The sequence below is a fragment of the Paenibacillus alginolyticus DSM 5050 = NBRC 15375 genome, assembly GCF_000422905.1.
GTDB lineage: Bacteria > Bacillota > Bacilli > Paenibacillales > NBRC-103111 > Paenibacillus_E > Paenibacillus_E alginolyticus.
The window spans coordinates 21024-45485 of sequence record NZ_AUGY01000019.1 but is presented as its reverse complement, the minus strand read 5'-3'; the positions used below and the strand labels follow the sequence as shown (position 1 = coordinate 45485).

Genomic DNA, 24462 nt, shown 5'->3' with positions numbered 1-24462 from the left:
TTGAAGTTCAAAGTCTCTACGCTTGGGATCTTTGAGCAGAGCTCAAAGTCTCTCAGTTTTGGATCTTTGAACGGAGTTCAAAGTCTCTCCGCGTTGGAACATATTTCTATACCTTCGTTGCCCTTTACATTTTATCAAAACTGCAAACAAAACACCAACTAGCACCCTGACTCGTCATGTGAGGTTTCCGTCCCTCTGATTTAAGAGTCAATTGTATGTTGGGAATTTGCATGTAAAATGGGTAACGATGAAGCCGGAATCGTCCTTTCCGAAGTAAAAGGCAAGTGAATCACATTATCATGAAGCTCTAAGCCTAGGGCAACTTCAAGCACTTCTTCGATCGAGTCAGCAGCAATCACCTCTACCCCCGGCAAATTAGCGAACATTTCTTGCCAGTTTTCTTTAGGGATAATGACTTTGGTAGCTCCCGCTTGGAATGCAGCTTCCACCTTCGCTACAACGCCGCCAACGGGTTTAACTTTACCATGGATACTCATTTCCCCCGTCATTGCCAGTTTATTATCCACAGGTATTTTATGTATGGCAGATGCAATAGCTGTCGCCATGGAAATGCCTGCAGAAGGGCCATCGATCGGCACTCCGCCAGGGAAATTAATATGCAGATCGTAATCTGACGTATTAAATCCGAGTTTGCGAAGGACTGTCAAGACATTTTCCACCGATCCGCGCGCCATACTCTTTCTGCGAATGGTTCGAGAGCCTCCTCCCATTTCCTCTTCATCTACAACACCTGTAATGTTAAACTTCCCAGTGCCCGCAGCGGCAATAGGTATCGCGGTCACTTCGATCTCAAGTAATGTACCCAAGTTAGGACCATACACAGCTAATCCATTTACGAAACCAATTTGCGGTTGTGCTGGTATTTTCCGCTCTGGTCTAGGTGGAATTTGTGAGGAGTTGACCACCCACTCAATGTCGGCAGCGGTGATCTCATCACGCTTATCCGTTAAGGCAATACCCGCGGCAAGCTGAATCACATTCACAGCCTCTCTCCCGTTGGTTGCATATTTCATTACAACTTGAACAGCAGCCTCACATTTCTTGAAGCTAATTTTATCAAGGGCTTTCCGTGCAATTTCTCCCACCTCATCCGGTAAAAGAGGACGGAAATAAATCTCCAAGCAGCGCGAACGAATTGCAGGAGGGATCTCACTAGGCGTCCTCGTCGTAGCCCCTACCAAACGGAAATCAGCAGGCAAACCATTTTGAAATATATCATGAATATAGCCTGGAATATTCGTATCCTCGGAGCTATAATACGCGCTCTCCAGAAATACTTTACGATCTTCCAGTACCTTTAATAATTTGTTCATTTGAGTGGGGTGCAATTCACCGATCTCATCGATAAATAAAATACCGCCATGCGCCTTCGTTACCGCACCTGGCTTAGGCTGTGGAATCCCCGCAACCCCCATTGCACCCGCACCTTGATAAATAGGATCATGAACAGAACCAATCAACGGATCGGCAATACCTCTTTCATCAAAACGTGCTGTTGTGGCATCGATTTCTGTAAATTTAGAGTCCGGCCGGAAGGGCGACTCTTGATTTTTCTTAGCTTCTTCTAAAACAACACGAGCAGCAGCCGTTTTACCAACCCCAGGCGGGCCATAAATAATAACATGCTGCGGATTGGGACCGCATAATGCCGCTTTTAGGGCTTTCAATCCTTCAATCTGGCCAACGATATCCTGCATGGAAGACGGTCTTGTTTTTTCTGAAAGCGGTTTTGTTAGCGAAATGGATCTCAGCTTTCTTAATTTCTCCAATTCTTTCCTGGACTCTCTATCGACAGCAGACCGGTTCGTCTGTTGATTACGCAGCAAATTCCAGAAATACAACCCAATCACAACGGCAAAGAAAACTTGAATTACCATCAGAATAATACTTAAACTCATTTGTCGTAACCTCCTTAGAGTTTTCGCTAGAAAACTGTCTTCGTAAGCGTAAGCTGAGCTTTGGCAAATCTGTTGTCGTAGAAGAATACTCATCTTATTTGTCATAGCTTCCATTATTCCCGTGTAAAAGAAGGTTAATCCAATTCATGCAAACTTTTGCATGGTGAATGACAACCCTCGTACAGAAGAAGGATAAGAGTAGATATTCATGTAAAAAGGATGGGTTCCCATGAAGCAAAGCTTGATGATTCTGTTACTTTTCCTTTGTCTGTGTAAGACATCTGATGCATACGCTTTGGCCAATGATCCCCTTCTGCCTAATGCTGATATCATCATCGACGTTGGGCATGGGGGCATAGATAGCGGTGCTTTGCACGGTAAATATTTAGAAAAAGATATGAATTTATCCATATCCAAAAAAACATACAAGTTGCTTAAGAAACGGGGCTACCGCGTCATCATCAACAGGACGGAGGACTACGCTTTAAGTGAAGATAACACGTGGTCGTACGGCAGCAGACACCGTAAGGATTTAGCGCAGCGTTCTGGACTCGCCAACACCATTAAGCCCAAAATGATGCTAAGCATGCATATTAATTGGTCAGGCAAATCTGATCGTAGAGGACCACTTGTTATTTATCAAAATCAATCGGACAGCATTTTGCTTGCGGGGCTTTTGCAAGAATCCCTGAATCATCTTTATGGTACCGATGAACTTCCTGTTCTTGGTAAAAAGTATTATGTGCTGAAGCACACGAAATGCCCTGCAGTTATCGTTGAATTAGGCTTTATTTCAAATAAAGCAGACCGCAAGCTTCTGAATGATTCTAACCATCAAGCCAAGCTAGCAAAAGCGATTGCACAAGCGATAGACCAATACTTTGCCATGATTCATCCTAATTAGGATTGAGCTTCATTGTTTGTGAAATCGGAACAAAGGTCGCTTCCTTTTGAATGATCGGAATAGCCTCTTTAATGACTTGGGCTGTTTTTTTCCCTGGGGGACCCACATGTCCGATCGCAATGACCACGTCTCGTTGATGGATTAACTTTTTAAACTTCACCATTTGATTGCTGATGTGACTATACGTGTAAAGATCATCGAAGAACAATTGATTCTCAGAATATGGAACTCCATTTTGCCCCGCAAGCTTGCCAATTAGGCTTTTTGGAGTCGTACGGCTATCTAATAAAATGAGATTTTTCTCTTTGCAGATATCAATGAGAATTTTCATCACTCTCTCATCCGCAGTAGCTTTGGAGCCCATATGATTATTGATTCCTATTACATAAGGAATATCATCGATAGCTGCTACAATCCTTTTGTGAATCTCATCACTCGACAAGTCTGTAGTAATGGCTCCTGGACCTAACCAGCTCTTCTTGCCCCGTACAGGCTCCATAGGAAGGTGTAGAATGACTTCATGCCCCTTATCGTGCGCTAATTGCGCATCTTGCTTGGAAGAAGGCAGGAAGGGCATGACAGCGACAGTGAATTGGATCGGTAAATCCAGCATCTCTTTGGTGCCGTCCATATTATTGCCAAAGTCATCAATGACAATGGCCACCTTCTTCGTCTTGATCTCAGCCGCATGCTGTGAAGGCATCGCCACCTCTGAGGCACCTGTATGCAAGGGTAAAAGAAGCAAAAAAATCCCTACGATTACCGTAAGGGTAATGTGACGAGCAGTCTTATACTTGCTTAGCAAATTCATAGCATCTCCTTGTTTGCATATATTCGTTAGAAAAACTTACTTCAAATGAACAAGCTTTCCAGTTTTACTCATTATGCTTCTCTTGCGCAACAAATATGCGAGAAATGATTCATTGGCTCTGATCTCCAACTGATTGCACAAAAAAAACCGTTAAAAGCACCTCACCCGAGGCATCTTTAACGGCTTACTTTATTAACATTTAGGCTATTAGTGCTTACGTCCTGGAATAACACCCGTTTTTTCATAAGAATCAACGATGATATCAATTTCTTTTTTGAGCTCAGCCAGCAATTCAGCTTCTGGCACTTTACGGATCATTTCTCCGTATCGGAACAACATACCTTCACCGCGGGCGCCTGCGATGCCGATATCAGCTTCACGAGCTTCACCTGGACCATTTACGGCACAGCCAAGGACAGATACCTTAATCGGTACTTTGATCTTAGCAATATAATCCTCGACTTCGTTAGCAATCGAAAACAGATCAATATCTAACCGGCCACAAGTAGGACAGGAAACGAGAGTTGCAGCATTCGTAATCAATCCGAACGTTTTGAGCAGCTCACGAGCTACTTTAATCTCTTCAACAGGATCCGCGCTAAGCGAGATACGGAGTGTGTTACCGAGTCCCATGTTAAGGAGCGTTCCGATACCTGCCGCACTCTTCACAGCCCCAGTAAAGAGCGTTCCAGCCTCTGTAATGCCGAGGTGAAGTGGGTAGTTGAATGCTTTAGCCGCTTGGGAATAGGCTGCAATCGCCATAGGAACATCGGAAGCTTTGAGTGAAACGATAATATCATGGAAATCAAGCTCTTCCAGAATATTAATGTGGAATAAGGCACTTTCTACCATCGCCTCAGGCGTCGGGTAGCCATATTTTTCGAGAAGATGATTCTCCAGAGAGCCAGCATTAACCCCAATACGAATGGGGATGCCACGTTCTTTACAAGCTTTAACGACCGCTTCTACCTTCTCGCGACGGCCGATATTGCCTGGATTGATGCGCACTTTATCAATGCCATTCTCAATAGCAGCGAGCGCTAAGCGGTGGTCAAAATGAATATCCGCAACGAGTGGAATATGAATTTGTTTTTTGATTTCTTTAATTGCCTCAGCGGCTTCCTTGTTGTTCACAGTGACACGAACAATTTGGCAGCCTGCTTCTTCCAAACGAAGAATTTCAGCTACTGTCGCCTTCACATCTGCGGTCTTCGTTGTACACATGCTTTGCATGATGACTTCATTACTGCCACCGATCGTCAAATCGCCTACACGAACGGCCCGCGTATCTTTTCTATGGAACATTATGGTTTCTCTCCCCATGACACCAAACATCCTCCGCTCCAATTCCCATTAGCAGGGAATCAGATTGGAGGCTGTGTGTAATTTGTGAAATTATGGGTTACGCACTTTCTTCTTTCTTCTTACCAGTCGTCTGCGCGCCATCTTTGGTCGTCAAAACAGGAGTAATCTTGTTTTGAACAGTTTCCTTGGATACCACACATGTCGTGACGTCTGTTCTCGAAGGGACTTCGAACATCACATCAAGCATAATGCTTTCAATGATGGCTCTCAGACCGCGCGCGCCAGTATTACGTTTGATCGCTTCTTTGGCAATGGCATCAAGTGCCTCTGCGTCGAATTCGAGCGATACGTTATCCATCTCTAGCATCTTCTGGTACTGCTTAACGAGCGCATTCTTAGGCTCGGAAAGAATACGAACAAGGGCTGCTTCATCAAGCGGCTCAAGCGTAGAGATGACCGGTAAACGACCAACGAATTCCGGAATTAATCCGAATCGCAAGAGATCTTCCGGAAGTACCATGGATAAGTACTCGCCTGGTTTCAAATCAACTTTAGCCCCATCTGTGCTAAAGCCAATTACTTTTTTACCAATTCTGCGTTTAATAATTTGCTCGAGTCCATCGAAAGCTCCACCGCAAATAAACAGAATGTTGGTTGTATCAATTTGAATGAATTCTTGGTGCGGATGCTTGCGTCCACCTTGTGGAGGAACAGAGGCAACCGTGCCTTCAAGAATTTTGAGCAAAGCTTGTTGAACACCTTCGCCGGAAACGTCTCTTGTGATAGACGGGTTCTCGGATTTACGTGCCACTTTATCGATCTCATCAATATAGATAATGCCGCGTTCGGCTTTTTCTACATCATAATCGGCTGCTTGAATCAATTTGAGCAAAATGTTCTCTACGTCTTCGCCCACATAACCTGCTTCTGTCAAAGAAGTGGCATCAGCGATCGCAAAAGGAACATTCAAAATTTTGGCAAGCGTTTGCGCAAGCAGCGTTTTACCGCTTCCTGTTGGTCCTAGAAGGACGATATTACTTTTTTGAAGCTCAACATCTTCAAGCTTGTTCTGCGAATTGATCCGTTTGTAGTGATTATAAACCGCTACAGCCAATGATTTTTTCGCTTGTTCTTGCCCAATAACATACTGGTCCAAGATATTACGAATTTCTTTTGGTTTAGGAACATCTTTGAGATCTAGCTCTTCTTCATGTCCTAATTCTTCTTCCACAATCTCCGTGCAAAGCTCTATACATTCATCACAAATGTAAACTCCCGGACCTGCAACAAGTTTGCGTACTTGGTCTTGGGATTTTCCACAAAAGGAACATTTGAGTTGGCCTTTTTCATCGTTAAATTTAAACATGGGATCACTCCTTTATTTCAAGTCGTTTCGAGTGATAACCTCGTCGATTAACCCATATGCCTTCGCTTCTTCAGCGCTCATAAAGTTATCCCGGTCGGTGTCTCTTTCGATCTTTTCAAGCGGCTGTCCCGTACGGTCCACATAGATCTGGTTGAGTTTTTGCTTCGTTTTGATAATCCAATCCGCGTGGATTTTGATATCGGTTGCTTGACCTCTTACACCGCCGAGCGGTTGGTGAATCATAACTTCTGCATTCGGCAGCGCGTATCGCTTACCTTTGGCGCCTGCTGTTAACAGCAAAGAGCCCATACTTGCAGCCATACCTACACAAATCGTAGATACATCCGGTTTAATAAACTGCATGGTATCGAAGATACCCATTCCAGCTGTTACAGATCCACCTGGTGAATTGATATATAAGTGGATATCCTTGTCGGGATCCTGAGCTGATAAAAAGAGCAGCTGGGCAATGACCAAATTAGCCACATCATCATCAATAGCGCTCCCAATGAAGATAATGCGGTCCTTTAGTAAACGCGAGTAGATATCGTAAGAACGTTCCCCACGAGCCTCTTGTTCAACAACCATAGGAATAAGACTCATTGTACCAACTCCTTTTGCGGCAATAGCCAAGTTCTCTCATTTGAGATTCAGATACAGTTTAACACGTTTGAACAGCAAAGTCATTTTTTCAGAGAACTGCTATGTATGAGGGTATTACTTATGGTCTTGGGCAGTTTGGGGGCTAAAATAGGGTAAAAGAAAGGCACGTTGCTTACGTACGTGCCTTTACTTACCTTATTTATACTGCTGCGGAAACATGCTTGCTATTTTCAAGCAAGAAGTCAACCGTTTTTCTAATCACAAGATCGTTGCTCAGACCTTCTAGGCTGCCGTTAGAAGCAAACAGTTCACGAAGTTCTGCCGTTGTCTTTTGGTAGGATTGTGCATATTTCTCAAGCTCCGTGTCAACTTCTTCATCGGAAACTGTGATTTTTTCTGCAGCTGCGATGGCTTCAAGAACAAGGTTGTTACGAACACGCTTGTCAGCATCTTCTCTCATTTGTTCTTTCAATACGCTCTCGTTTTGACCGGAGAACTGGAAGTAGATCTCAAGCGTCATGCCTTGGGAGCGAAGACGTCTTTCGAATTCCTTCACCATAACATCAAGCTCTGCTTCTACCATAGAAGCTGGAATTTCAACTTCAGCGTTAGCTGCAGCTTTTTCAACAACAGCTGTTTCCAGAGCAGCCTCTGAATCTTTTTCTTTCCGTTCTTGAAGACTTTTTTTCAACTCTTCTTTGTACTCTACAAGTGTATCGTACTCGCTCACGTCTTTAGCAAATTCATCATCAAGCTCTGGCAAGTTTTTGCGTTTAATGTCGTGAATTTTCACTTTAAACACAGCCGCTTTGCCTTTCAAATCTTCGGAGTGGTAGTTTTCAGGGAAGTTAACATTAACTTCTTTTTCTTCGCCTTTACCAAGTCCTACGAGCTGCTCTTCGAAGCCTGGAATGAAGGAGTTGGAACCAAGCTCAAGGGAGTATTTCTCCGCTTTGCCGCCTTCGAACGCTTCACCGTCTACGAATCCTTCGAAATCAAGGACTACGACGTCACCATTTGCTGCTTGTCCTTCTTCAAGAACAACCAATTCAGCATGACGCTGTTGCAAACGAGTAAGCTCTTCATTCAATTCTTCTTCCGTAACATCCGTGCTTACCGCTTCAACTTCGATACCTTTGTAATCGCCAAGTGTTACTTCAGGCTTAACAGTAACTTTTGCTTTGAACTTCAGCACTTGACCTTTGCCGAATTGTTCAACGTCTACTTCAGGACGATCAACAGGCTCGATTTTAACCTCTTCGATCGCTTCCACATAAACTTCTGGCAAAATGATATCTAAAGCGTCTTGATACAAGCTTTCAACACCAAATTTAGCTTCAAAGATAGAACGAGGCACTTTCCCTTTACGGAATCCTGGAACATTCACTTTCGCTGATACCTTTTTAAATGCTTTATCCAAAGCATCTGCTACGCGCTCTGCGCCAACTTCCACTTCAAGAACGCCTACGTTCTTCTCTATTTTTTCCCAACTTGCTTTCATTTTATGCTTTCCCCTCCAAAAATGTACGATGACATATTTTCACGTTACGCTCATTACAACCATTCTATTATACCATATAAGATTTTCATTTCAAGGCAGCCTTTCTTGCCTTATGATGGATCTGGATTAAACTGCTTCACAAACGTCTGCAGTACAAGATTAGCTCGCTTCCACTGAAGCTTCATGGAATCAACAATACCGTAATTGTCTAGTAATTCTTCCCGATTCACCGCACCAAACAGTTTCTCTTGAAGAATAGCATGAAGTGCAGATGCCCAGACATCAACAGCGCCTTCTTCCACTTTCTGTAGATCTGTATAGATCGATGTCCCATAGGCATAGGCTAGAAATTCCTGCCAAGTCTGCTTGGCAAAATAAACAAAATCAGGTTGGCTTATTTCACTAATGTCCCCGACTCTGCGAATCATATCACGAATCCGTGATGGAAAATCCTCCGGACACAGCGGTGTCTCTTCGATCTCGACAAGAATCTTTTCCCCATTCTTGGGGAACTCGATAAACCCTCGCTCCCCCATCTGTTTAAGCGCCTGCAAAGCTTTGAACTGGATATGAGGGTGCCGCGGCTTCTCGCATAGCCATTCCTTTACTCGTTCGCTTACACTAGATTGATCGATGAAAGCCAATTGCTCAAGAGCATTGACTTGCTGCTCCAATGTGCCGTCGTTTAACATATTCAGAAGCTTAAGTGCAAATGTGCCATCGTCAGTTGTCTTTTCTTGTATGTATTGCCGTAATAAATCTGATTCTTCCTCTGGGTCCTCTTCCATTGGCGTCATGGCAAACATGGATTCCGGATACATCGTATACAGCCAGTTCCTCAGAGCTTCCCATTGTTCAGCTTTGTGAGGGTCTACTGTCGGAAATTGCAGCAGAAAGGTTAGCAGTTGGAGCGCATCACTATACTGCTCTGTTCGTAGAAACCGAGTCAGCTCCTCTTCGTAATACTGCTCTGTTTTCGGAAAAAGAATTAAGTTATTGATGGATGGGTCTGTTATGATGATCACCTCAGAAATCTTGGTCTCGCTGGTGACAGTTTACTTGATTGTTAAAGTGAATGCAAAATAAATATGAATCGAGGGTTGACTTCCTATAAAACGATATGATATATTAACTCTCGCTTCGCTAAACGGATCACATCCGCGAGGTAAGAAGAGGTCTATGTCTCAGTAGCTCAGCTGGATAGAGCACACGCCTTCTAAGCGTGCGGTCGGGGGTTCGAATCCCTCCTGGGACGTTCATGCACGGCAAAAAGGATCGCGAGAAATCGCGATCTTTTTTTGTTTACCTAAATGTGTCGTATTGTCCGGTAAAGCGAAAAAGAAAAATAACATTCCCTATGCTACGAATCTTTCATATTGTGTTATACTCTTTTCAATTACATATTTTTTCGAATAAATGAGGTGCCTTTGCGTAGCAAGCAAGGGGTAACAGGGAATCGGGTGCAAATCCCGAGCGGTCCCGCCACTGTATTCGGGGAGTTTATTTCTATCATGTCACTTGATGCATATTCAGGGAAGGCTGAAAGAAACGATGATCCGAGAGCCAGGAGACCTACCTTCATTTATGCACCCAGAAACCTTCGCGGAAAGGAGCGGTGTACGTCAAGTCTTTCGACATCTAGCTTATAGTTGTCGTTTATTCGTACGTACCCATGACCAATCCATTAGGATTGGTCTTTTTTGTTCGTTTATCAAATTTTAATAGGAGGAATTAAAAAAACATGCTAACAAAAACACGAAAGACAAAGATCACTAGCTTCTCTCTTGTGGTTATTGGGTTAGCCCTCTATCTATTCATTAATGAACCGCAAACCGTCTACGGCATGCACATTATGGAAGGCTTTCTCCCCATAGGTTGGGCAATATTTTGGTGGGCAGCCTTCCTTCCGTTCTTCTTTCTAGGTGTCCGAGCACTTATCAAAATTACGAAAGAACATCCAGAGCTCAAAATAATGCTAGGTCTTGCTGGTGCGTTCACCTTCGTACTCTCGGCCCTGAAAATCCCTTCCGTAACCGGAAGCAGTTCTCACCCAACGGGTACAGGTTTAGGAGCTGTGATGTTCGGGCCGCTCCCTATGAGCGTCCTAGGATCGATTGTTTTGTTATTTCAAGCGGTTTTACTTGCTCATGGGGGACTTACGACACTCGGGGCAAATGCTTTCTCTATGGCCCTTTCCGGTCCAGTAGTTGGTTACTTCATATATAAGTCCATGATGAAAACAACCGGCAAACAAAAATGGTCGATATTTTTAGCGGCCGCTCTTGCCGACTTATCCACATACATTGTTACTTCTGTCCAATTAGCTCTTGCATTCCCAGCTGAACAAGGTGGATTTATAGCATCTTTCTTGAAATTTGGCAGCATTTTTGCCATTACGCAAATCCCTCTTGCCATTAGTGAAGGCATTTTAACCGTATTAATATGGAATTGGTTACAATCTTATGGCCCTAAAGAGCTATCTATTTTACAACATAAAATGAAGGGAGCTTCTGAGCTATGAAAACGCGTACCGTAAATACCCTGATGGTAATTGCCGTTGTATTATTGGCAGTCTTACCCCTTATCTTCGCAAAAGGAGAATTTGGCGGATCGGATGCTGCTGCTGAACAATTGATCCAAAGTATTGCACCTTCCTATAGGCCATGGTTCTCTTCTTTATTTGAGCTCCCCTCTGAAACAGAAAGTATGCTGTTCGCCTTACAAGCAGCCATCGGGGCTGGCTTCATAGGGTTTGCTTTTGGCTTTTTCAAAGGGAAAGCGTCTAAGTCCAAAAACCAATGATGAAACGGATCGATTCGCTCTCCTATAAAAATGCTTTACGTCCCCTATCACCAATGTGGAAGTGCGGTTTTGCAGTTGCTATGCTGCTGTTATCTTATCTAACACATCCAGCGATTCAGGCAGTTATAGCGGTTTGGATGACCCTGTGGACGATTGGCTATGCTCGTGTTCCAATCAAATATTATTTAACCGTCATCGGTGCTGCATGCCTTTTTTTTGTAAGCAGTGTGCCCGCATTAGTTGTAGAGATCCGTCCTCTGCAAGCTTTGCCTGACATTCACGAAGTGGCGACCTTTACCTTCATCGATTGGAAGTTGTCCGTTACTTCAACAGGTCTATTGCTAATTGGCAAATTATTCGTTCGTATTATAGCCAGCCTAAGCTGTGTGTCCTTTATTATGTTCAGCACTCCTTTTTCCGAATTACTGCAAGTGTTGCATAAAGTTCGCGTTCCCAAGTTGGTTTTGGAAATAATGCTTATTATGTATCGGTTTCTGTTCATCCTATTTGAAATTGCCAATAACATGTATGTTGCCCAGCAATCAAGAGGCGGTCAGACCGGTTTCCAAAATAGATTAAAGGATACAGCCATTATTATTGTTCAAATGTTTATCAAAACGATGCAGCGGTATAAATCACTGTCAAATGGCCTTGTCTCCAGAGGTTTTACAGATGACATTCACATGGCCCCTTATCGAGCTAATCCTGTACCTTTTCGATATAAATTGGAAAGTTATATAGGGTTCACGATGCTGCTGCTGCTCGAAATTTGGCTGCGTTGGAATTGGAGGAGTATCGGATGAGCACGCTTTTAGAAACCATAGAAGTTAGCTTCAGCTATCCCGCTTCACAGACGAAGGCTTTAAACAAATTAAAGCTCCGCATCCCCGAGGGGAAAAAAACCGCCATATGCGGCCATAATGGCTCTGGCAAATCAACATTATTTCTTCAGGCTATTGGCATTCATACACCTTCATCAGGGCAAGTTTTATGGAAGAACAAGCCTTTAACTTACGAACGCAAAGAGCTCAAACAATTACGTCAAGACGTTGGACTTGTCTTTCAGGATCCGGAACAGCAGCTCATTCTGAATACTCCCTATGAGGATGTCACCTACGGTCTGCGGAATGCCGCCGTTCCTGAGCCTGAGATTACTCGCCGAGCAGAAGCTATCTTACTCACATTGGGACTCGAACATTTAGCACACACTCCCATTCACCACTTGAGTCTCGGTCAAAAGAAACGAGTAGCCTTAGCCGGCGTGCTCGTGCTTGAACCAAAGCTGCTGCTGCTGGATGAACCAACGGCCTATCTGGATCGGATATCGGAACAACAGCTTGTCGAGGAACTGGACCGGATCCATAGCCGCGGAATCACGTTAGTCATGGCCACCCATGACATGAATCTAGCTTATTCATGGGCTGATTGGATTCTGGTGATGGATCGGGGACAGTGCGTCATGGAAGGCACGCCAGCTGAAATATTCAAAGATAGCAAGGCACTTAATAGTCTCGGACTTGACAGGCCCATGCTGCTAGATCTGTGGGATGCACTGCCTGAAGCTAGCCGTCAGGGAGTCTCAGCACCAAGGAATGTGAGTGACTTTACAACATTATTGCAAAAAGTCTTTGCATAATTATAATCAACGACAATATAAAGTTAAAAGAGGCTGTCCCAATTATGATTAGAGGGACAGCCTCTTCACGTGTACTTGCATGCATCCATCCATCTATCAATGAGATAGGCCCTCTCGTTCCGCTAATTCAATGTTTAGCTCTTTTCATCCACCTAAGTGGCTTGTCGTTCCATTATGAACAAGTATGACCAATAAGCGCGGAAAACGCGCGCATATATGACCAAAAAGGACCTCCCCCTAATGGCGAAAATCCTTTTGGATACGTGCTTTAAGGTAGATTCCCAAAAAGGTTTATTAACCTTTCGGGAAGCCCCCTTTTTAAACTTTCATTATCTGATTATTTACTTTGTATGCGACTAATGCCCTTATTTCCTATTCCAGTTGGCACAAAGCGCTCCTCAAAACTATAAATCATATGTTCCTCGAGTGGCTTCCCCTCTAGTAAATGCTCTCTCACAAGCCTTCTACCCGTCTCTGGTGTCATTTCCTTGTACCAAATCCCTTGCGGATACACCGTAACAACACCTTCATCCTGACAGCGGCCATTGCATCTAGTCCGAGTTGTATGAATAAGATGCTCGGCTCCGTGCTTCGAAATTTCATCTCGGATGGCTAGCGTTGTTTCATCTCCTGAATGTTTCAGACAAGATCCTCCGTTACAGATAAGCACATGATGTTGGACTGTTGATAGATCCCACGTACTCATAAGAACACCTCCCTATCTCCCGTAGGTATATAAAATGTGCTGCTGAAATAGGCAGGTCTCCTGGCTTCAGGATCTTCATCGAACGTCAGCCTTCCCAATCGGTCGATCAGTGGCATACAAGACGTTGACTCTTCTGTTACAGTGGCGGGACCGCGTCGGCTTCAAACCGATCTTCCCTTTTAAGCTTACGCTGCGCTTGGATAGCGAAAGGTAAGCACCTATTTCGGATATGAAATTGTGACCGAGTTTATTCAAATCTTTTAAACTCAAATCTCATCTTACCTCATACTCTATTTACAAACAAGGAAAAAGCCCCCACCAAATGGTAGGGACTTCCTCGGAAGCTGTATTTACAAATTCAAATCGCTGCATTTAAACGGAAGGACGATTCGGTTGGTGCTTTCCAGGCTCTGTTGAATCCAGATTGGACTGTATGCGAGAAGATTGCTTCGAATGATCGATTGTGCTTTGTGTTCGCTGGTCCATACTTTTCTTTTTGCTCATAATGGGATTAATCCTCCTCTGAGTTGAAATAATGATCACTTGATTAGTATGGAGAGATACCGCGCTAAATATGCTGTATAAACTACCCATTAAGGACAGTGGAGAAGGAAACAAAGCAAAAGCCTGTAAGGAAATCTCCCTACAGGCTTTTGATGGTGCCATTAGACTTAGTGCTTCTTGTGCGGCAAATTACTGCCTGGCTGACCGTCACCTTGCGTCCTGAAATTCTTCGCGGCTTTCCTCTGCTTGTCGTGCAGCTTGCTAATGAAATGACTATCCATGAGCATTCGCCTCCTGAAGAAAGAATGGCACTACCTCTTTAGAATGTCACGCAAGCTCTAAATTTAAACGCATGGCAAGATTAAGAATCGCGCCTCTTGCTTCTGCATCTGTTTTGACTTTTTCGTACAATTCCTCAAAATTAGTGCGGTTTTGAATAAATTCCGGTTCGGTTTTGATAGCCGTTTGCGTCCAGTTAATCAAGACATTCTCCGCTTGGGTAAGTTCATTGTAAGCACGGTGCAAGCCGACACGCTCAATGATTTCTTCCATTTCTTCTTGCCCAACTTCTTTACCTTCCTCTTTTAATTCCGCTATTCGTTTATCCGCTTGGTTGCTGATTTGCAGAAAATGCTCTCTTGATGCCAAATAGTCAATTTGTGCTTTGGAGTGTTTCTTTTTCATAGTCATCACCTTTGTCATTTAATAAATAAGAATTGGGTTTATTGTATCAGGCCTGTCTACAAAACACAAAATCCGTCCAGTTGTCTGCGCCCATCTCATTCTGGACAGACATTATATACCTTGCGTTTGCATACCCTTTATCATCATGCTGTCTTTATAAGGAAAGGAAGGAACGTCTATGTGCGGAATAACGGGTTGGATAGATTGGCGGAAAGACTTGACCGGGTACCCGTCCATTCTAGAAAATATGACGGAAACGCTCCATTTGCGCGGACCCGATGCTTCTGGTACTTGGATTTCACAGCATTGTGCCCTCGGCCATCGACGTCTTAGTGTAATGGATCCGGAAAACGGCGCTCAGCCCATGGTACGGAAACAAGGAGACTACACGTACACGATCGTATATAATGGCGAACTCTATAACGCCCCAGAACTCAAAAAAGAGCTCGAACTTCGTGGGCATCATTTCCGCACAAACTGTGATACAGAAGTGCTGCTTGTTGCTTTTATTGAGTGGGGGAGAGCTTGTGTAGACCGGCTTAATGGCATTTTCGCTTTCGCGGCCTGGAATGATCAAGAACAATCCCTTTATTTGGTCAGAGATCGGCTCGGTGTAAAGCCGCTTTTTTATTCTCATCAAAATAGTGTGCTTCTATTCGGCTCAGAGCCGAAAGCCATACTCGCACACCCCGACTTCCAAGCAGAGGTTGGCGCAGAAGGCTTGGCCGAAATCTTCGCAGTAGGTCCGGCTCGCACACCTGGTCATGGGATTTATCGCAACATGTCAGAGCTCAAACCAGGACAATGCGCTGTATTTGACCGCAATGGCTTATCCATTCGAACATATTGGAAGCTCGAAAGCCACCAGCACTCCGACGATATCGCTGCTACGGCATTGCAAGTTCAGCAACTGCTTAGTGATACATCCCAGCGCCAACTTGTGTCTGATGTTCCCATCTGTACCCTTCTATCAGGTGGTCTTGACTCTAGTGCGCTTACGGCACTTGCTTCTGCTCATTACAAGGAAAGCGGGCAAGGCGCTCTGCATACTTTTTCCGTTGATTACAAAGATAATGACAAGCATTTTAAAGCCAACATCTTTCAGCCGAATTCAGATGCACCTTGGATTAAACGGATGACGGAGCATCTAGGCACCGAGCATCACTATATTGAATTTGACACACCCGAGCTTGTCGAATCTCTGAAAACAGCAGTATTCGCCCGTGATACACCAGGAATGGCTGATGTTGATGGGTCTCTTTATTTATTTTGTCGTGAGATCAAAAAGGAAGCGACCGTTGCCATTTCCGGCGAAGCAGCCGACGAAATATTCGGTGGATATCCTTGGTTCCACAACGAAGAAGCTTTGGGAGCGGGTACGTTCCCTTGGTCTTTGAAACTGAACAATCGCGTTGACCTGCTCGCTCCCGATCTTGTGGATTGGATCAAACCTGTCGAGTATGTCAATAATCGATATCAGCAAGCGCTCAGCGAAGTGCCACGGTTAGCTGGGGAAACACAGCAGCAAAACCGTATGCGAGAAATGTCTTATTTGAACATTACCCGGTTCATGCCTACACTTCTGGATCGAAAGGATCGTATGAGCATGGCCGTCGGACTTGAAGTTCGCGTCCCTTTCTGCGATCACCGTCTTGTCGAGTATGTTTGGAATATTCCCTGGGAAATCAAAACATCGGGGGATCGTGAGAAAGGTATTTTGCGCAAAGCGCTCAGAGGTGTTCTTCCTGAGGATGTGCTAACTCGCAAGAAAAGTCCTTATCCAAAGACTCACAACCCCAATTACTTGGCCGCTGTGAGAAAATGGGTGCTGGAAATTCTGGATGACCCCAGCTCCCCCTTGCTTCCCTTCATTGATGTTAAGAAAATTCGCGCACTTGCCAGCTCAGAAACGAATGATTTCGATCTCCCATGGTTCGGTCAGCTGATGACGGGTCCTCAACTATTCGCCTATTTGGCACAAGTGGACACCTGGTTACGTTCCTATAAAATTTCCATCCGATAAATGAAAAAAACCTGCTGGCCACCGATAAAAGTGGAAGCAGGTTTTCTTTGTGATACTAGTCATTCTGATCAGGAAGTCTATCCAAAAACATGCGCAAAGCTTTGGCTCGATGACTCATCTCATTCTTCTCTTCCATCGTTAACTCCGCCATCGTTCTCCCAAGAGCAGGGATATAAAATAAGGGATCATAACCGAAGCCGCTTTCGCCGCGTTCTTCGCCAATGATGTAACCACGGCAAGAGTCCTCCGCTTCGATGACTTCATTCGCTACAGGATCGATGAGTGTCAGCGCACAAACAAAGGAAGCTTCGCTAAGAAGCTTTGGGTGCTCTGCGTCTGCAGGCAAACCGTCTATAGAAACTACCTCTCTTAATGCTTGCAGCAGCTTAGCATTATTGTCCGAGTCCGTAGCATTTTCTCCAGCGTACCTGGCAGAATAAACACCCGGTTCACCATTTAAAGCAGCTACACACAAACCTGAATCATCAGCAAGAACCGGCACATGGAGATGTGCTGAAATGATTTGGGCTTTAATGCGTGCATTTTCTGCAAACGTTGTACCGCTCTCCACGATTTCCGGCAGATCCGTATAGTCCGTTAAGCAGCGAACCTTGTATCCTTTTGCTCCAAAAAGCTTCTCAAACTCTTTGACTTTGCCTTCGTTACGCGTTGCAATAACGACGAAATTACTTTGTAGCAGCATGATGTACACCTCGAATGCGATCAGCGATCGGGCCTAATACGTTAGATTGCTCCTCAATCATCGTATGGATACCTGTTTCAGCCAGAGCGAGCAGTTCATCCAGTTCTTTACGGGAAAAAGGAGCATCCTCGCCAGTTCCTTGGATTTCAACGAATTGACCCTGCCCCGTCATAACGACATTCATATCTACTTTCGCATGTGAATCCTCTTCATAATTCAGATCCAGCCGCGGTGTTTGGCCGATAACCCCAACACTTACAGAAGCCAGAAAATCGTTAATCGGGAATTTGGATAATTTTTTGTCTGTCGCCAATTTGTCGATTGCAAATGCCATGGCAACAAAAGCACCGGTAATTGACGTTGTACGAGTACCGCCATCCGCTTGAATAACATCGCAATCCAATGTGATGGATCTTTCGCCTAATGCTTCCAAATTCACAACGGAACGAAGCGCACGGCCTATAAGACGCTGAATCTCCATTGTACGTCCACCAAGCTTACCTTTAGCAGCTTCACGCTGATTTCTAACTTGCGTAGCTCGAGGCAGCATCGAATATTCAGCCGTAACCCAGCCTTTCCCTTGACCTTTCATAAAAGGCGGGACGCGTTCTTCAATCGTCGCCGTACAAATCACTTTGGTATCCCCGACCTCAATTAGCACCGAGCCTTCCGCGTGTTTTATATAATGAGGGGTTATTTTCATAGGTCGCAGTTCTTGATTCGTTCTACCGCCAATTCTCATAAATGTTGTTCTCCTCCTGTTGCTTCCATCAGAAGCTTTGTTCCTACGCCCCATTGTAACAAAGTAGCCAGCGAAAAGCATCCCAAGCCCAAAACAATGATGCCGAACATTGATTATAATGCTGAGAAAACCCCTATACAAGCGCCTTGTCAAAGACAAACGCTAATGCATAGAGGTCGTTAGAACCGGGCAAGCTTCTTAAAGCTTAGCCGGATTAATATGAGCTGGTTTAGCTACAGGCTTCACGGCGCCATCCACTTTAATTTGCACTTGTTTAAAGCTTGTGTTCTCCGTCAATGAAAGAATAACGGACTGCATGGCCTCGGCCGGTGCTTTCTGATCTGCGCCAAGGAATTTATTGGAGAAGTCAACGGTTATAACGCCATCCGCAGGCTTAATGCTCTTCACTTCCGTTGTAGCATTCAGAACAGCAGCCAGACCCTTCTTCTGATCAGGCCCTTTGATCAACTGTTCGACAACCGCTTTCGCAACATCATCAGTCCTTTTGACAAGCCTTGTAACAGGTACATAATATTTGTAATTTTGATCATTTTGATTCAAGAAATAGAGGGTAACTGGTGTGGATTGACCAAATTCAGCGTCCTCAGCTTTCTCGATGTTGATCCCCATAGAGCGTGCAAGAGGTATATCCAGCGGTGTCTTTCCTTTCGGCATCTCCTTCAGATCTTTCCCATCTACACGCAGCTGTACTTTCTCTACGGTTGGGAAGCTCGTCAGGTTCCAAGTGATCGCCTCCAAAATCTTTCTCTCATTCGCCCCATCGTAATTGAGGAATTCCTTTGAGAAATCAACAATGGCACGCTTGTCTGATGTGACATTTAAACTAATGACCTTCGTACCTTTAGGCAGCAGAGCCCCAAAACCAGATGGAAGCATGCTTGCAACCGGTCCTCCGTCCACCATATACTCGAGAGTCGTTTTGGCGACAGACACCGTCTTAGGTAATCCAAGACTAAGCGGAGCTACGAAGCCTTTACCATCTTTCACATAAACCGTCATCTGTGATGAATTGTCTTCGATCATATCGATCGTAACGGCTGCTGATGTCGTCTTCGCGTCAGCTCCCGCACCCGTTGTCGGAGGTGCATCGATGTCACTTTTCTTTCCAGTGCCCAGAACCGAACATCCCGTGGTCAGCAAGGCAATTACCCCCGCGATAGCGGCTGAACGAATCCAATGTTGATGTTTCATTAGCTTATTTCCTCCTCCAAGTTTTCGCAGACACCGGAAGCATCTGCCTATATTTTCTTAACATGGCCTGTACACTGTCTTTTTCGTATTATTATGTATACGAGGCTTTGTCCGATTTATAACTACTTTTTGTCCTCTTTATAAAAAAAGTCATACCCCCGGATTAACACCCTGCTGCGTCTTGTAGAACATGATGATTAGTTATCTTGGGAGCTAACTTCCTTCGGCATCTTTTGAAGATATGCTATACTCAAAAATAAAGAAAAGACCTAATTTGGAGGCATTGCGATGAGAACTTTCCTTAAAGAAAAAGCAAACATTTTCAACGAATTCCGTGAAGAGGTCTTCAGTCACTATCCCCAAGCTGTCATCGAAGAAGCCGTTGCTCGCCTACTCGTCGAAATTAAAGGAATTAAGAAAATTCCCTATGAAACGATCACAACGACTCTACTGGGTGTATTAAGCAAAACAGAAACTTATAACGTTATGTCCACACTCATGGAGCTCCAAAAGAAGGTCAAGCATGATTCCGAGCTGCTAGCCAGTATGAAAGACCCTGCTTATAATGTTCATCGCACCATTGCAATGTCCATCTGCGGACTATATGGCAGCGGCGCGATTTCTCTTTTTGGATTTATGGATTGTAAATTCCGCTTCTTTTTCCCGACCAAACGTCCAAAATCTTTCATTTCCAAAGGGATCTGTGCCATTGTTGCATCCACGGCCAGTTCAATCATTTCTGAAAATGTGAAAGAGGATTATACCGCACGTAACCTGGCACTGTTCGAGTCGAGAGGCGTGGTTTTGGAGGATATGGTGGATATTTTGGATCAGCTTCAAAGGCCCTACAATCCGGATATGGAGCGCAGCCTTTGTGAAGAGCATATTCTTGCCGTATTACGAAAACAGCAAACCTTCCATGCCCTTCAATTAGCGATCAAAATTGATACAGCCGTCGAAGCAGAAGAATTTAATCCCCAGTATAATCATATTGTTGGGCAAGACGAAGGGCTTTTCGGGGTTGATGAAAGCATCGCTACAGCCGTTCCGCTCATGTATGGGACCATTGCACTCACGAATTTCGGATACCTAGACAAGGAGAAAATCGGGATTATTAAAGACCTCGATAGCGATCATTCCGAAGGAAAATGCAATACATTTATCGATGATATGGTATGCGGCATCGTAGCTGCCGCCTGTGGCCGTTTGGCGCATAATAATGTTCCTACTTATAGTAAGCCTTTAAAGTGAGGTTGGTTGTAAGGGTTCTAGGGGCATATCCAAAACAACTATACATAGCAGACAACTAGTCTACTCTCTAGCCTCTAATAAAGACATGTAAAAAGTGCATCAAATCATCGTAAGTTTTCGTTTTTCAGAAGTGAAGATGTATTTTGTGCATCAAATATCAGCATTTTGAACTACAATGGGGACTATCGGGAGAATTTGATGCACTTTCTGCATGATTTCGTCCGAATATGGCAATATCGGCTGAATTTGATGTACTTTATGCATCAATAGTGCCAATGTTGGTTGGTTACGCCTTCACTCGCCCCCGCGTAGAGGCGAAGAGAACGAAATGAAAGTAATGAAGTGACTTCATAAACACGAGAATAAACAATCGATTCGATCTCCTTCAGAGACATGCGCGTTTATCAACAAACAAAAGCCTCCAGCCACTAATCCTGTGGTTGGAGGCTTTTTGGCTGCTACTTCGATATCGCTATATAATGAATGAGCTCCGCGGCGGGGTCTACCTGTTGGATGCGGCCTTCGGCTTCCAGCAGGATGAGGTGAGCGATCGTCTCCGATAGCGCGAACCTCATCTGATGTATGCTCAGCCGGTCACCGAACGTCGCACGGCACACTTCATAAGCGCTAAGCGGCGCGCTTAGCTGCCCCTCCATGAGCGCAAGCCGCTCATGATGATGGCGCACAAGCTCCTCTGCGCGCGCGCCAAAGCCGGACCATGGCTCCCGGTGCCCCGGGTAAGCCATCTTCACAGGCAGCCTGCCGATCTCCTGCAGGCTGCTGAGGTACGCACCGAGCGGGTTTCCTTCCACCTGCGGGAGGAAGGAAACGTTCGGCGATATTTGCGGCAGGACATGGTCGCCGCAAAAGATCACCTCCGCCGCGGCGTCGTAGAAGCAGAGATGACCCGCGGCATGGCCGGGGGTCTCGATGGCTTCGTACACGCGGTCCCCGAGGCGCACAGGCCCTTCACGCAGCACCGTTACCTGCGGCTGCGGCGACACCAGCGAGACGAAGCTCACCATGTGCTTCGTCATCTCCTCTAGCCCGTCCTGCGGGAAGCCGTGCCGGGCAAAGAGCGTCAGGAGCAGCGCCGACATCGGCTGCTCCGGGCCCCATAGGAGCTGCACCTGCGCTAGGCCGGTCTCCGAGAGGAGAACCGGCGCGCCTGTGCGCTCCTGGAACCAACCGGCCATCCCGTAGTGGTCGGGATGGTGGTGGGTGAGCACGATCTGCTCCACGTGCTCGAAACCGATCCCGCGCTCCTGCAGCACCTGCTGCCAGAGCGCCTCCGCATCCGGGGTGCGGAGCCCCGGATCAATCAAGGTATAGCCGCTGCTGCCGCGTACGAGGTAAGCATTCACCCAACGCAGAGGAAAGGGCAGCGGAACCTTTACTTGCGTGATCTCATCCGTATGTTCAGTCACGATGTTCATTTCCAACTATTCATCCTTCCTTATGCCCTACAAAAATCAACCGGCTAGATGTATCAGCATCATAAGCCTGCCCATCGTAACCACCGTATACATGATCAATATGTAAACCCGCTTTTACCAGCATCGCCTCGAAACCCGCTCGGTCATATAGCTTGACCTGCTCCAGATAATGCCGGTCAGGCGCACCCTTTTGCGAAATTACAATCCGTTTACGCACACAGCCATCTTCAATGGCTCTAGCTTCGCGAATCCATAGATCTTCTTCCGTACGCTCCGATTGAGGAACGAGATTCGTCTGAACATAAACCGGATTCAAGAAATCGATAATGAACCGGCCGCCCTCTTTTAGAAGCCGATGAATTTCATGAAGCACCTTCTCATTCTGTTCATCCTCATCAAAATAGCCAAACGAAGTAAACAAATTCACAACGGCGTCGTATTGCCGATCGAGAGGTACTTCACGCATATCTCCGCGCAGCCAGGTTACATGCTTTCCATCATCTAGCTTAACCGCCTCATTCAAAAGCACCTCGGATAAATCAACGCCCGTTACATCGTAACCAAACTCAGCCAGCGCCATTGAATGACGGCCCATCCCGCAGCATAAATCAAGCACTTCGGCCCCTTGCTTTAATCCAAGCCAATCAATCATTTTTTTCACTTCATCATAAGCACCTTGCAAATCTCTGTGTTTATAAACGATTAAATAATCATTCCCAAAACTTTTCTGATACCAAGCCATTTCTTCACACCTTCAATTTCTACGATTTATAAATGTTAGGATTATTAAATGATTGCAATTTTTGCTTCATAATAAGCAGACCATCCAACGCTTCTTCTTTGCTAAAATTGCCTGCTTGCAGGAGTTCTTCGTCCATAGCCATTAATTTTTCGTAAAAGATTACACCTTGTTCGAGTACGACGGATCGGTCCGGATGATCTTCCATATAATGAAATAAAACATCCTCTACTTTGGCGTAATTGCCCTGTTTCTCATAATGCGCGAAAAGAAGCCTCTTGATCTCCTCCGGGATGATCCATCCTTGTAAACGTTCCATGCTCTGGTTCAATCGGGATTTGATCTCATCGTTCACTTCATCCATAGGTTCAACCTCAGGTGAGAGCGAAAGGTGAAGCAGCAAATCAACGGATTTCAAGTACGCGTGATAAACCTCGTCAGTCTGCTCATGCTGCTGAAACAGATCACCGTGTCCTACAAACATATCGCTAAGCACCAGTGCTTTGGCGGTATCCACGCTGCTATGATAGGACAATAATTCAAGGATATCCTTACTCGATAATGCCTGTAAAGAGCGAATATTCAGCCCCAAGAGATGGCGGCTTGCTTCATCCAGCTGCTGCTGGGCATCTTCTAATGGGATATGTTCCTTATTAAAAAGGATGCGATGCAGTACCACGGTCATTTGCTCAATCTGCCGCATAAAATAATCCCGCTTGAACATCATTTGAGCCTCCTTCGTTCAAAAGAAATGCTTCATTTCAGCTTACCACGCCTCGGAAAGAAACTCAAAAGCGGATATCGCCTATTTTTATGCATATACCGCACCATTGACAACAGCCCTTCATAAAATAATTTTGACTGTATCCCTAAACCTTGTATTTCCCAATACCCGAGCAAGGAGGGGTGACACACATCCATGGGCAGCGACCACAAAAACAAATTTCTACTTACTAACCGCGAAAGAGAAGTATTCGAACTCTTAGTACAAGACAAAACCACGAAAGATATCGCGCAGCAGCTTTTCATAAGCGAAAAGACTGTGAGGAATCACATTTCTAACGTCATGCAAAAGCTGAACGTAAAGGGTCGTTCACAAGCGGTTGTAGAACTGATCAAGCTTGGGGAATTAAAGATCTGATTCCGTCAGCAGAGGGATCCATGTAAGCCTTTGAGCCTCCTTGTAGAGGAATCAAGGGCTTTTATGTTTGGCAGGCTGGTTAGAAATCATCCAAATATTGAAATTTTTGTTAACCCGATATTTCGACAACAAGTGACTTCGAGCATGTACTATGATACATATAATTCAATCTAAGGAGGTCATAATGTTAAATGGTTGAAGCAACCAATGATCAAAAAAACATTTTTTCGCTTTCAACACTTCTAAACATAGAACCCAAAATTTTGCTTAGACTTTGCCAATATATTGAATCCAGAGGATATTTCTTTTCGAAATCAGAAGAGGGTACCCTTCAATTTAATGATAGAGATATCGCTGTTATATTAGCCCATTACTGAAGGGCTTTTTTTGTGCTTCCATGTAAAAAGAATATCGCAATCTTAATAGTCCTTCATTAGGGCCAATCTAAAAAAACTTATAGCACGAGCCGAAGCT

The 24462-nt window shown here is 44.9% G+C and carries 26 protein-coding genes, 1 tRNA gene and 2 riboswitches; of the genes, 10 read left to right on the top strand and 17 right to left on the bottom strand.

Features of this window, described 5'->3' with window-relative positions; all coding sequences use genetic code 11:
* Positions 1-200 precede the first annotated feature (200 nt).
* Positions 201-1919, bottom strand: coding sequence for an ATP-dependent protease LonB (gene lonB, locus G519_RS0110490; RefSeq protein ID WP_029194637.1), 1719 nt, complete (start codon positions 1917-1919; stop codon positions 201-203).
* 229 nt (positions 1920-2148) lie between these two features.
* On the opposite strand from lonB, the gene G519_RS0110485 reads away from it, so the two are divergent.
* Positions 2149-2823, top strand: coding sequence for an N-acetylmuramoyl-L-alanine amidase family protein (locus G519_RS0110485; protein ID WP_029194636.1), 675 nt, complete (start codon positions 2149-2151; stop codon positions 2821-2823).
* On the opposite strand, the gene G519_RS0110480 is transcribed toward G519_RS0110485, so the two are convergent.
* From G519_RS0110480 to G519_RS0110455, 6 genes are all read right to left on the bottom strand, one after another.
* Positions 2816-3634 carry a divergent polysaccharide deacetylase family protein gene (locus tag G519_RS0110480; RefSeq protein ID WP_084160107.1) on the bottom strand — a complete coding sequence of 273 codons (819 nt, stop codon included), beginning with the start codon at positions 3632-3634 and terminating at the stop codon, positions 2816-2818. The genes G519_RS0110485 and G519_RS0110480 overlap by 8 nt on opposite strands.
* Positions 3635-3841: 207 nt before the next feature.
* Positions 3842-4939, bottom strand: coding sequence for a flavodoxin-dependent (E)-4-hydroxy-3-methylbut-2-enyl-diphosphate synthase (gene ispG, locus G519_RS0110475; protein WP_029194634.1), 1098 nt, complete (start codon positions 4937-4939; stop codon positions 3842-3844).
* A 97-nt stretch (positions 4940-5036) separates the two neighbouring features.
* Positions 5037-6305 carry an ATP-dependent protease ATP-binding subunit ClpX gene (gene clpX / locus G519_RS0110470; RefSeq protein WP_029194633.1) on the bottom strand — a complete coding sequence of 423 codons (1269 nt, stop codon included), beginning with the start codon at positions 6303-6305 and terminating at the stop codon, positions 5037-5039.
* A gap of 12 nt (positions 6306-6317) precedes the next feature.
* Positions 6318-6908 carry an ATP-dependent Clp endopeptidase proteolytic subunit ClpP gene (gene clpP, locus G519_RS0110465; RefSeq protein ID WP_029194632.1) on the bottom strand — a complete coding sequence of 197 codons (591 nt, stop codon included), beginning with the start codon at positions 6906-6908 and terminating at the stop codon, positions 6318-6320.
* Positions 6909-7107: 199 nt separating this feature from the next.
* Positions 7108-8409 (bottom strand): trigger factor, encoded by a 1302-nt coding sequence (tig, locus tag G519_RS0110460; protein WP_029194631.1) that lies wholly within the window; start codon positions 8407-8409, stop codon positions 7108-7110.
* 110 nt (positions 8410-8519) lie between these two features.
* Positions 8520-9434 carry a hypothetical protein gene (locus G519_RS0110455; RefSeq protein ID WP_051253310.1) on the bottom strand — a complete coding sequence of 305 codons (915 nt, stop codon included), beginning with the start codon at positions 9432-9434 and terminating at the stop codon, positions 8520-8522.
* A 156-nt stretch (positions 9435-9590) separates the two neighbouring features.
* Between G519_RS0110455 and G519_RS0110450 the strand changes: the two genes are divergently transcribed.
* The 5 genes from G519_RS0110450 to G519_RS0110430 all read left to right on the top strand — a co-directional run bounded on the left by G519_RS0110450 (position 9591) and on the right by G519_RS0110430 (position 12847).
* A tRNA-Arg gene (locus tag G519_RS0110450) sits at positions 9591-9664 on the top strand.
* A gap of 147 nt (positions 9665-9811) precedes the next feature.
* A riboswitch (cobalamin riboswitch) is annotated at positions 9812-10004 on the top strand.
* 146 nt (positions 10005-10150) lie between these two features.
* On the top strand, positions 10151-10930 hold the full coding sequence (locus tag G519_RS0110445) for an energy-coupling factor ABC transporter permease (protein ID WP_029194629.1): 780 nt from the start codon (positions 10151-10153) through the stop codon (positions 10928-10930).
* Positions 10927-11211 carry an energy-coupling factor ABC transporter substrate-binding protein gene (locus G519_RS0110440; protein WP_029194628.1) on the top strand — a complete coding sequence of 95 codons (285 nt, stop codon included), beginning with the start codon at positions 10927-10929 and terminating at the stop codon, positions 11209-11211. The genes G519_RS0110445 and G519_RS0110440 overlap by 4 nt, the downstream gene beginning before the upstream one ends.
* Entirely contained in the window at positions 11208-12014 is an 807-nt protein-coding gene (gene cbiQ / locus G519_RS0110435; RefSeq protein WP_029194627.1) for a cobalt ECF transporter T component CbiQ, read from the top strand. The genes G519_RS0110440 and cbiQ overlap by 4 nt, the downstream gene beginning before the upstream one ends.
* Entirely contained in the window at positions 12011-12847 is an 837-nt protein-coding gene (locus G519_RS0110430; protein WP_029194626.1) for an energy-coupling factor ABC transporter ATP-binding protein, read from the top strand. Before cbiQ ends, G519_RS0110430 begins: the two co-directional genes overlap by 4 nt.
* Before the next feature lie 337 nt (positions 12848-13184).
* Here G519_RS0110430 and G519_RS0110425 read toward each other — a convergent pair whose 3' ends face one another.
* The 4 genes from G519_RS0110425 to G519_RS0110410 all read right to left on the bottom strand — a co-directional run bounded on the left by G519_RS0110425 (position 13185) and on the right by G519_RS0110410 (position 14741).
* Positions 13185-13553 (bottom strand): (2Fe-2S) ferredoxin domain-containing protein, encoded by a 369-nt coding sequence (locus G519_RS0110425; protein WP_029194625.1) that lies wholly within the window; start codon positions 13551-13553, stop codon positions 13185-13187.
* Positions 13554-13586: 33 nt separating this feature from the next.
* A riboswitch (cobalamin riboswitch) is annotated at positions 13587-13790 on the bottom strand.
* A 135-nt stretch (positions 13791-13925) separates the two neighbouring features.
* Complete coding sequence (locus G519_RS52945; RefSeq protein WP_268616027.1) at positions 13926-14057, bottom strand: hypothetical protein; 132 nt, start codon at positions 14055-14057, stop codon at positions 13926-13928.
* A 167-nt stretch (positions 14058-14224) separates the two neighbouring features.
* The gene (locus G519_RS48855; RefSeq protein ID WP_082562468.1) at positions 14225-14338 is read right to left on the bottom strand and encodes a DUF4023 family protein; all 114 of its coding nucleotides are present in this window, start codon (positions 14336-14338) and stop codon (positions 14225-14227) included.
* 46 nt (positions 14339-14384) lie between these two features.
* Positions 14385-14741 (bottom strand): hypothetical protein, encoded by a 357-nt coding sequence (locus G519_RS0110410; RefSeq protein ID WP_029194624.1) that lies wholly within the window; start codon positions 14739-14741, stop codon positions 14385-14387.
* A gap of 178 nt (positions 14742-14919) precedes the next feature.
* Here G519_RS0110410 and asnB point away from each other — a divergent pair, with 178 nt between their 5' ends.
* A complete protein-coding gene (gene asnB / locus G519_RS0110405; protein WP_029194623.1) occupies positions 14920-16764 on the top strand; it encodes an asparagine synthase (glutamine-hydrolyzing) in 1845 nt (614 codons plus the stop codon).
* 55 nt (positions 16765-16819) lie between these two features.
* Here asnB and G519_RS0110400 read toward each other — a convergent pair whose 3' ends face one another.
* The 3 genes from G519_RS0110400 to G519_RS0110385 form a co-directional block, all read right to left on the bottom strand.
* Positions 16820-17467, bottom strand: coding sequence for an XTP/dITP diphosphatase (locus G519_RS0110400; protein WP_029194622.1), 648 nt, complete (start codon positions 17465-17467; stop codon positions 16820-16822).
* Positions 17451-18209, bottom strand: a complete 759-nt coding sequence (rph, locus tag G519_RS0110395; RefSeq protein WP_029194621.1) for a ribonuclease PH — start codon at positions 18207-18209, stop codon at positions 17451-17453. The genes G519_RS0110400 and rph overlap by 17 nt, the downstream gene beginning before the upstream one ends.
* 198 nt (positions 18210-18407) lie before the next feature.
* Positions 18408-19421, bottom strand: a complete 1014-nt coding sequence (locus G519_RS0110385) for a GerMN domain-containing protein (RefSeq protein ID WP_029194620.1) — start codon at positions 19419-19421, stop codon at positions 18408-18410.
* A gap of 288 nt (positions 19422-19709) precedes the next feature.
* Between G519_RS0110385 and G519_RS48850 the strand changes: the two genes are divergently transcribed.
* Positions 19710-20672, top strand: coding sequence for a phosphatidylglycerophosphatase A family protein (locus tag G519_RS48850; protein WP_051253309.1), 963 nt, complete (start codon positions 19710-19712; stop codon positions 20670-20672).
* Positions 20673-21130: 458 nt separating this feature from the next.
* Here G519_RS48850 and G519_RS0110375 read toward each other — a convergent pair whose 3' ends face one another.
* From G519_RS0110375 to G519_RS0110365, 3 genes are read right to left on the bottom strand one after another with little or no spacing between them, the layout of a single operon-like run.
* Complete coding sequence (locus tag G519_RS0110375) at positions 21131-22108, bottom strand: MBL fold metallo-hydrolase (protein WP_029194618.1); 978 nt, start codon at positions 22106-22108, stop codon at positions 21131-21133.
* Positions 22109-22118: 10 nt separating this feature from the next.
* Positions 22119-22850, bottom strand: a complete 732-nt coding sequence (locus G519_RS0110370; RefSeq protein WP_029194617.1) for a class I SAM-dependent methyltransferase — start codon at positions 22848-22850, stop codon at positions 22119-22121.
* A gap of 19 nt (positions 22851-22869) precedes the next feature.
* The gene (locus G519_RS0110365) at positions 22870-23574 is read right to left on the bottom strand and encodes a DUF6483 family protein (RefSeq protein ID WP_127527906.1); all 705 of its coding nucleotides are present in this window, start codon (positions 23572-23574) and stop codon (positions 22870-22872) included.
* 192 nt (positions 23575-23766) lie between these two features.
* On the opposite strand from G519_RS0110365, the gene G519_RS0110360 reads away from it, so the two are divergent.
* Positions 23767-23988: a helix-turn-helix domain-containing protein gene (locus tag G519_RS0110360; RefSeq protein WP_028556998.1), complete on the top strand. Its 222-nt coding sequence runs from the start codon at positions 23767-23769 to the stop codon at positions 23986-23988.
* Positions 23989-24179: 191 nt separating this feature from the next.
* On the top strand, positions 24180-24365 hold the full coding sequence (locus tag G519_RS0110355) for a hypothetical protein (protein ID WP_029194615.1): 186 nt from the start codon (positions 24180-24182) through the stop codon (positions 24363-24365).
* Positions 24366-24462: the final 97 nt, after the last annotated feature.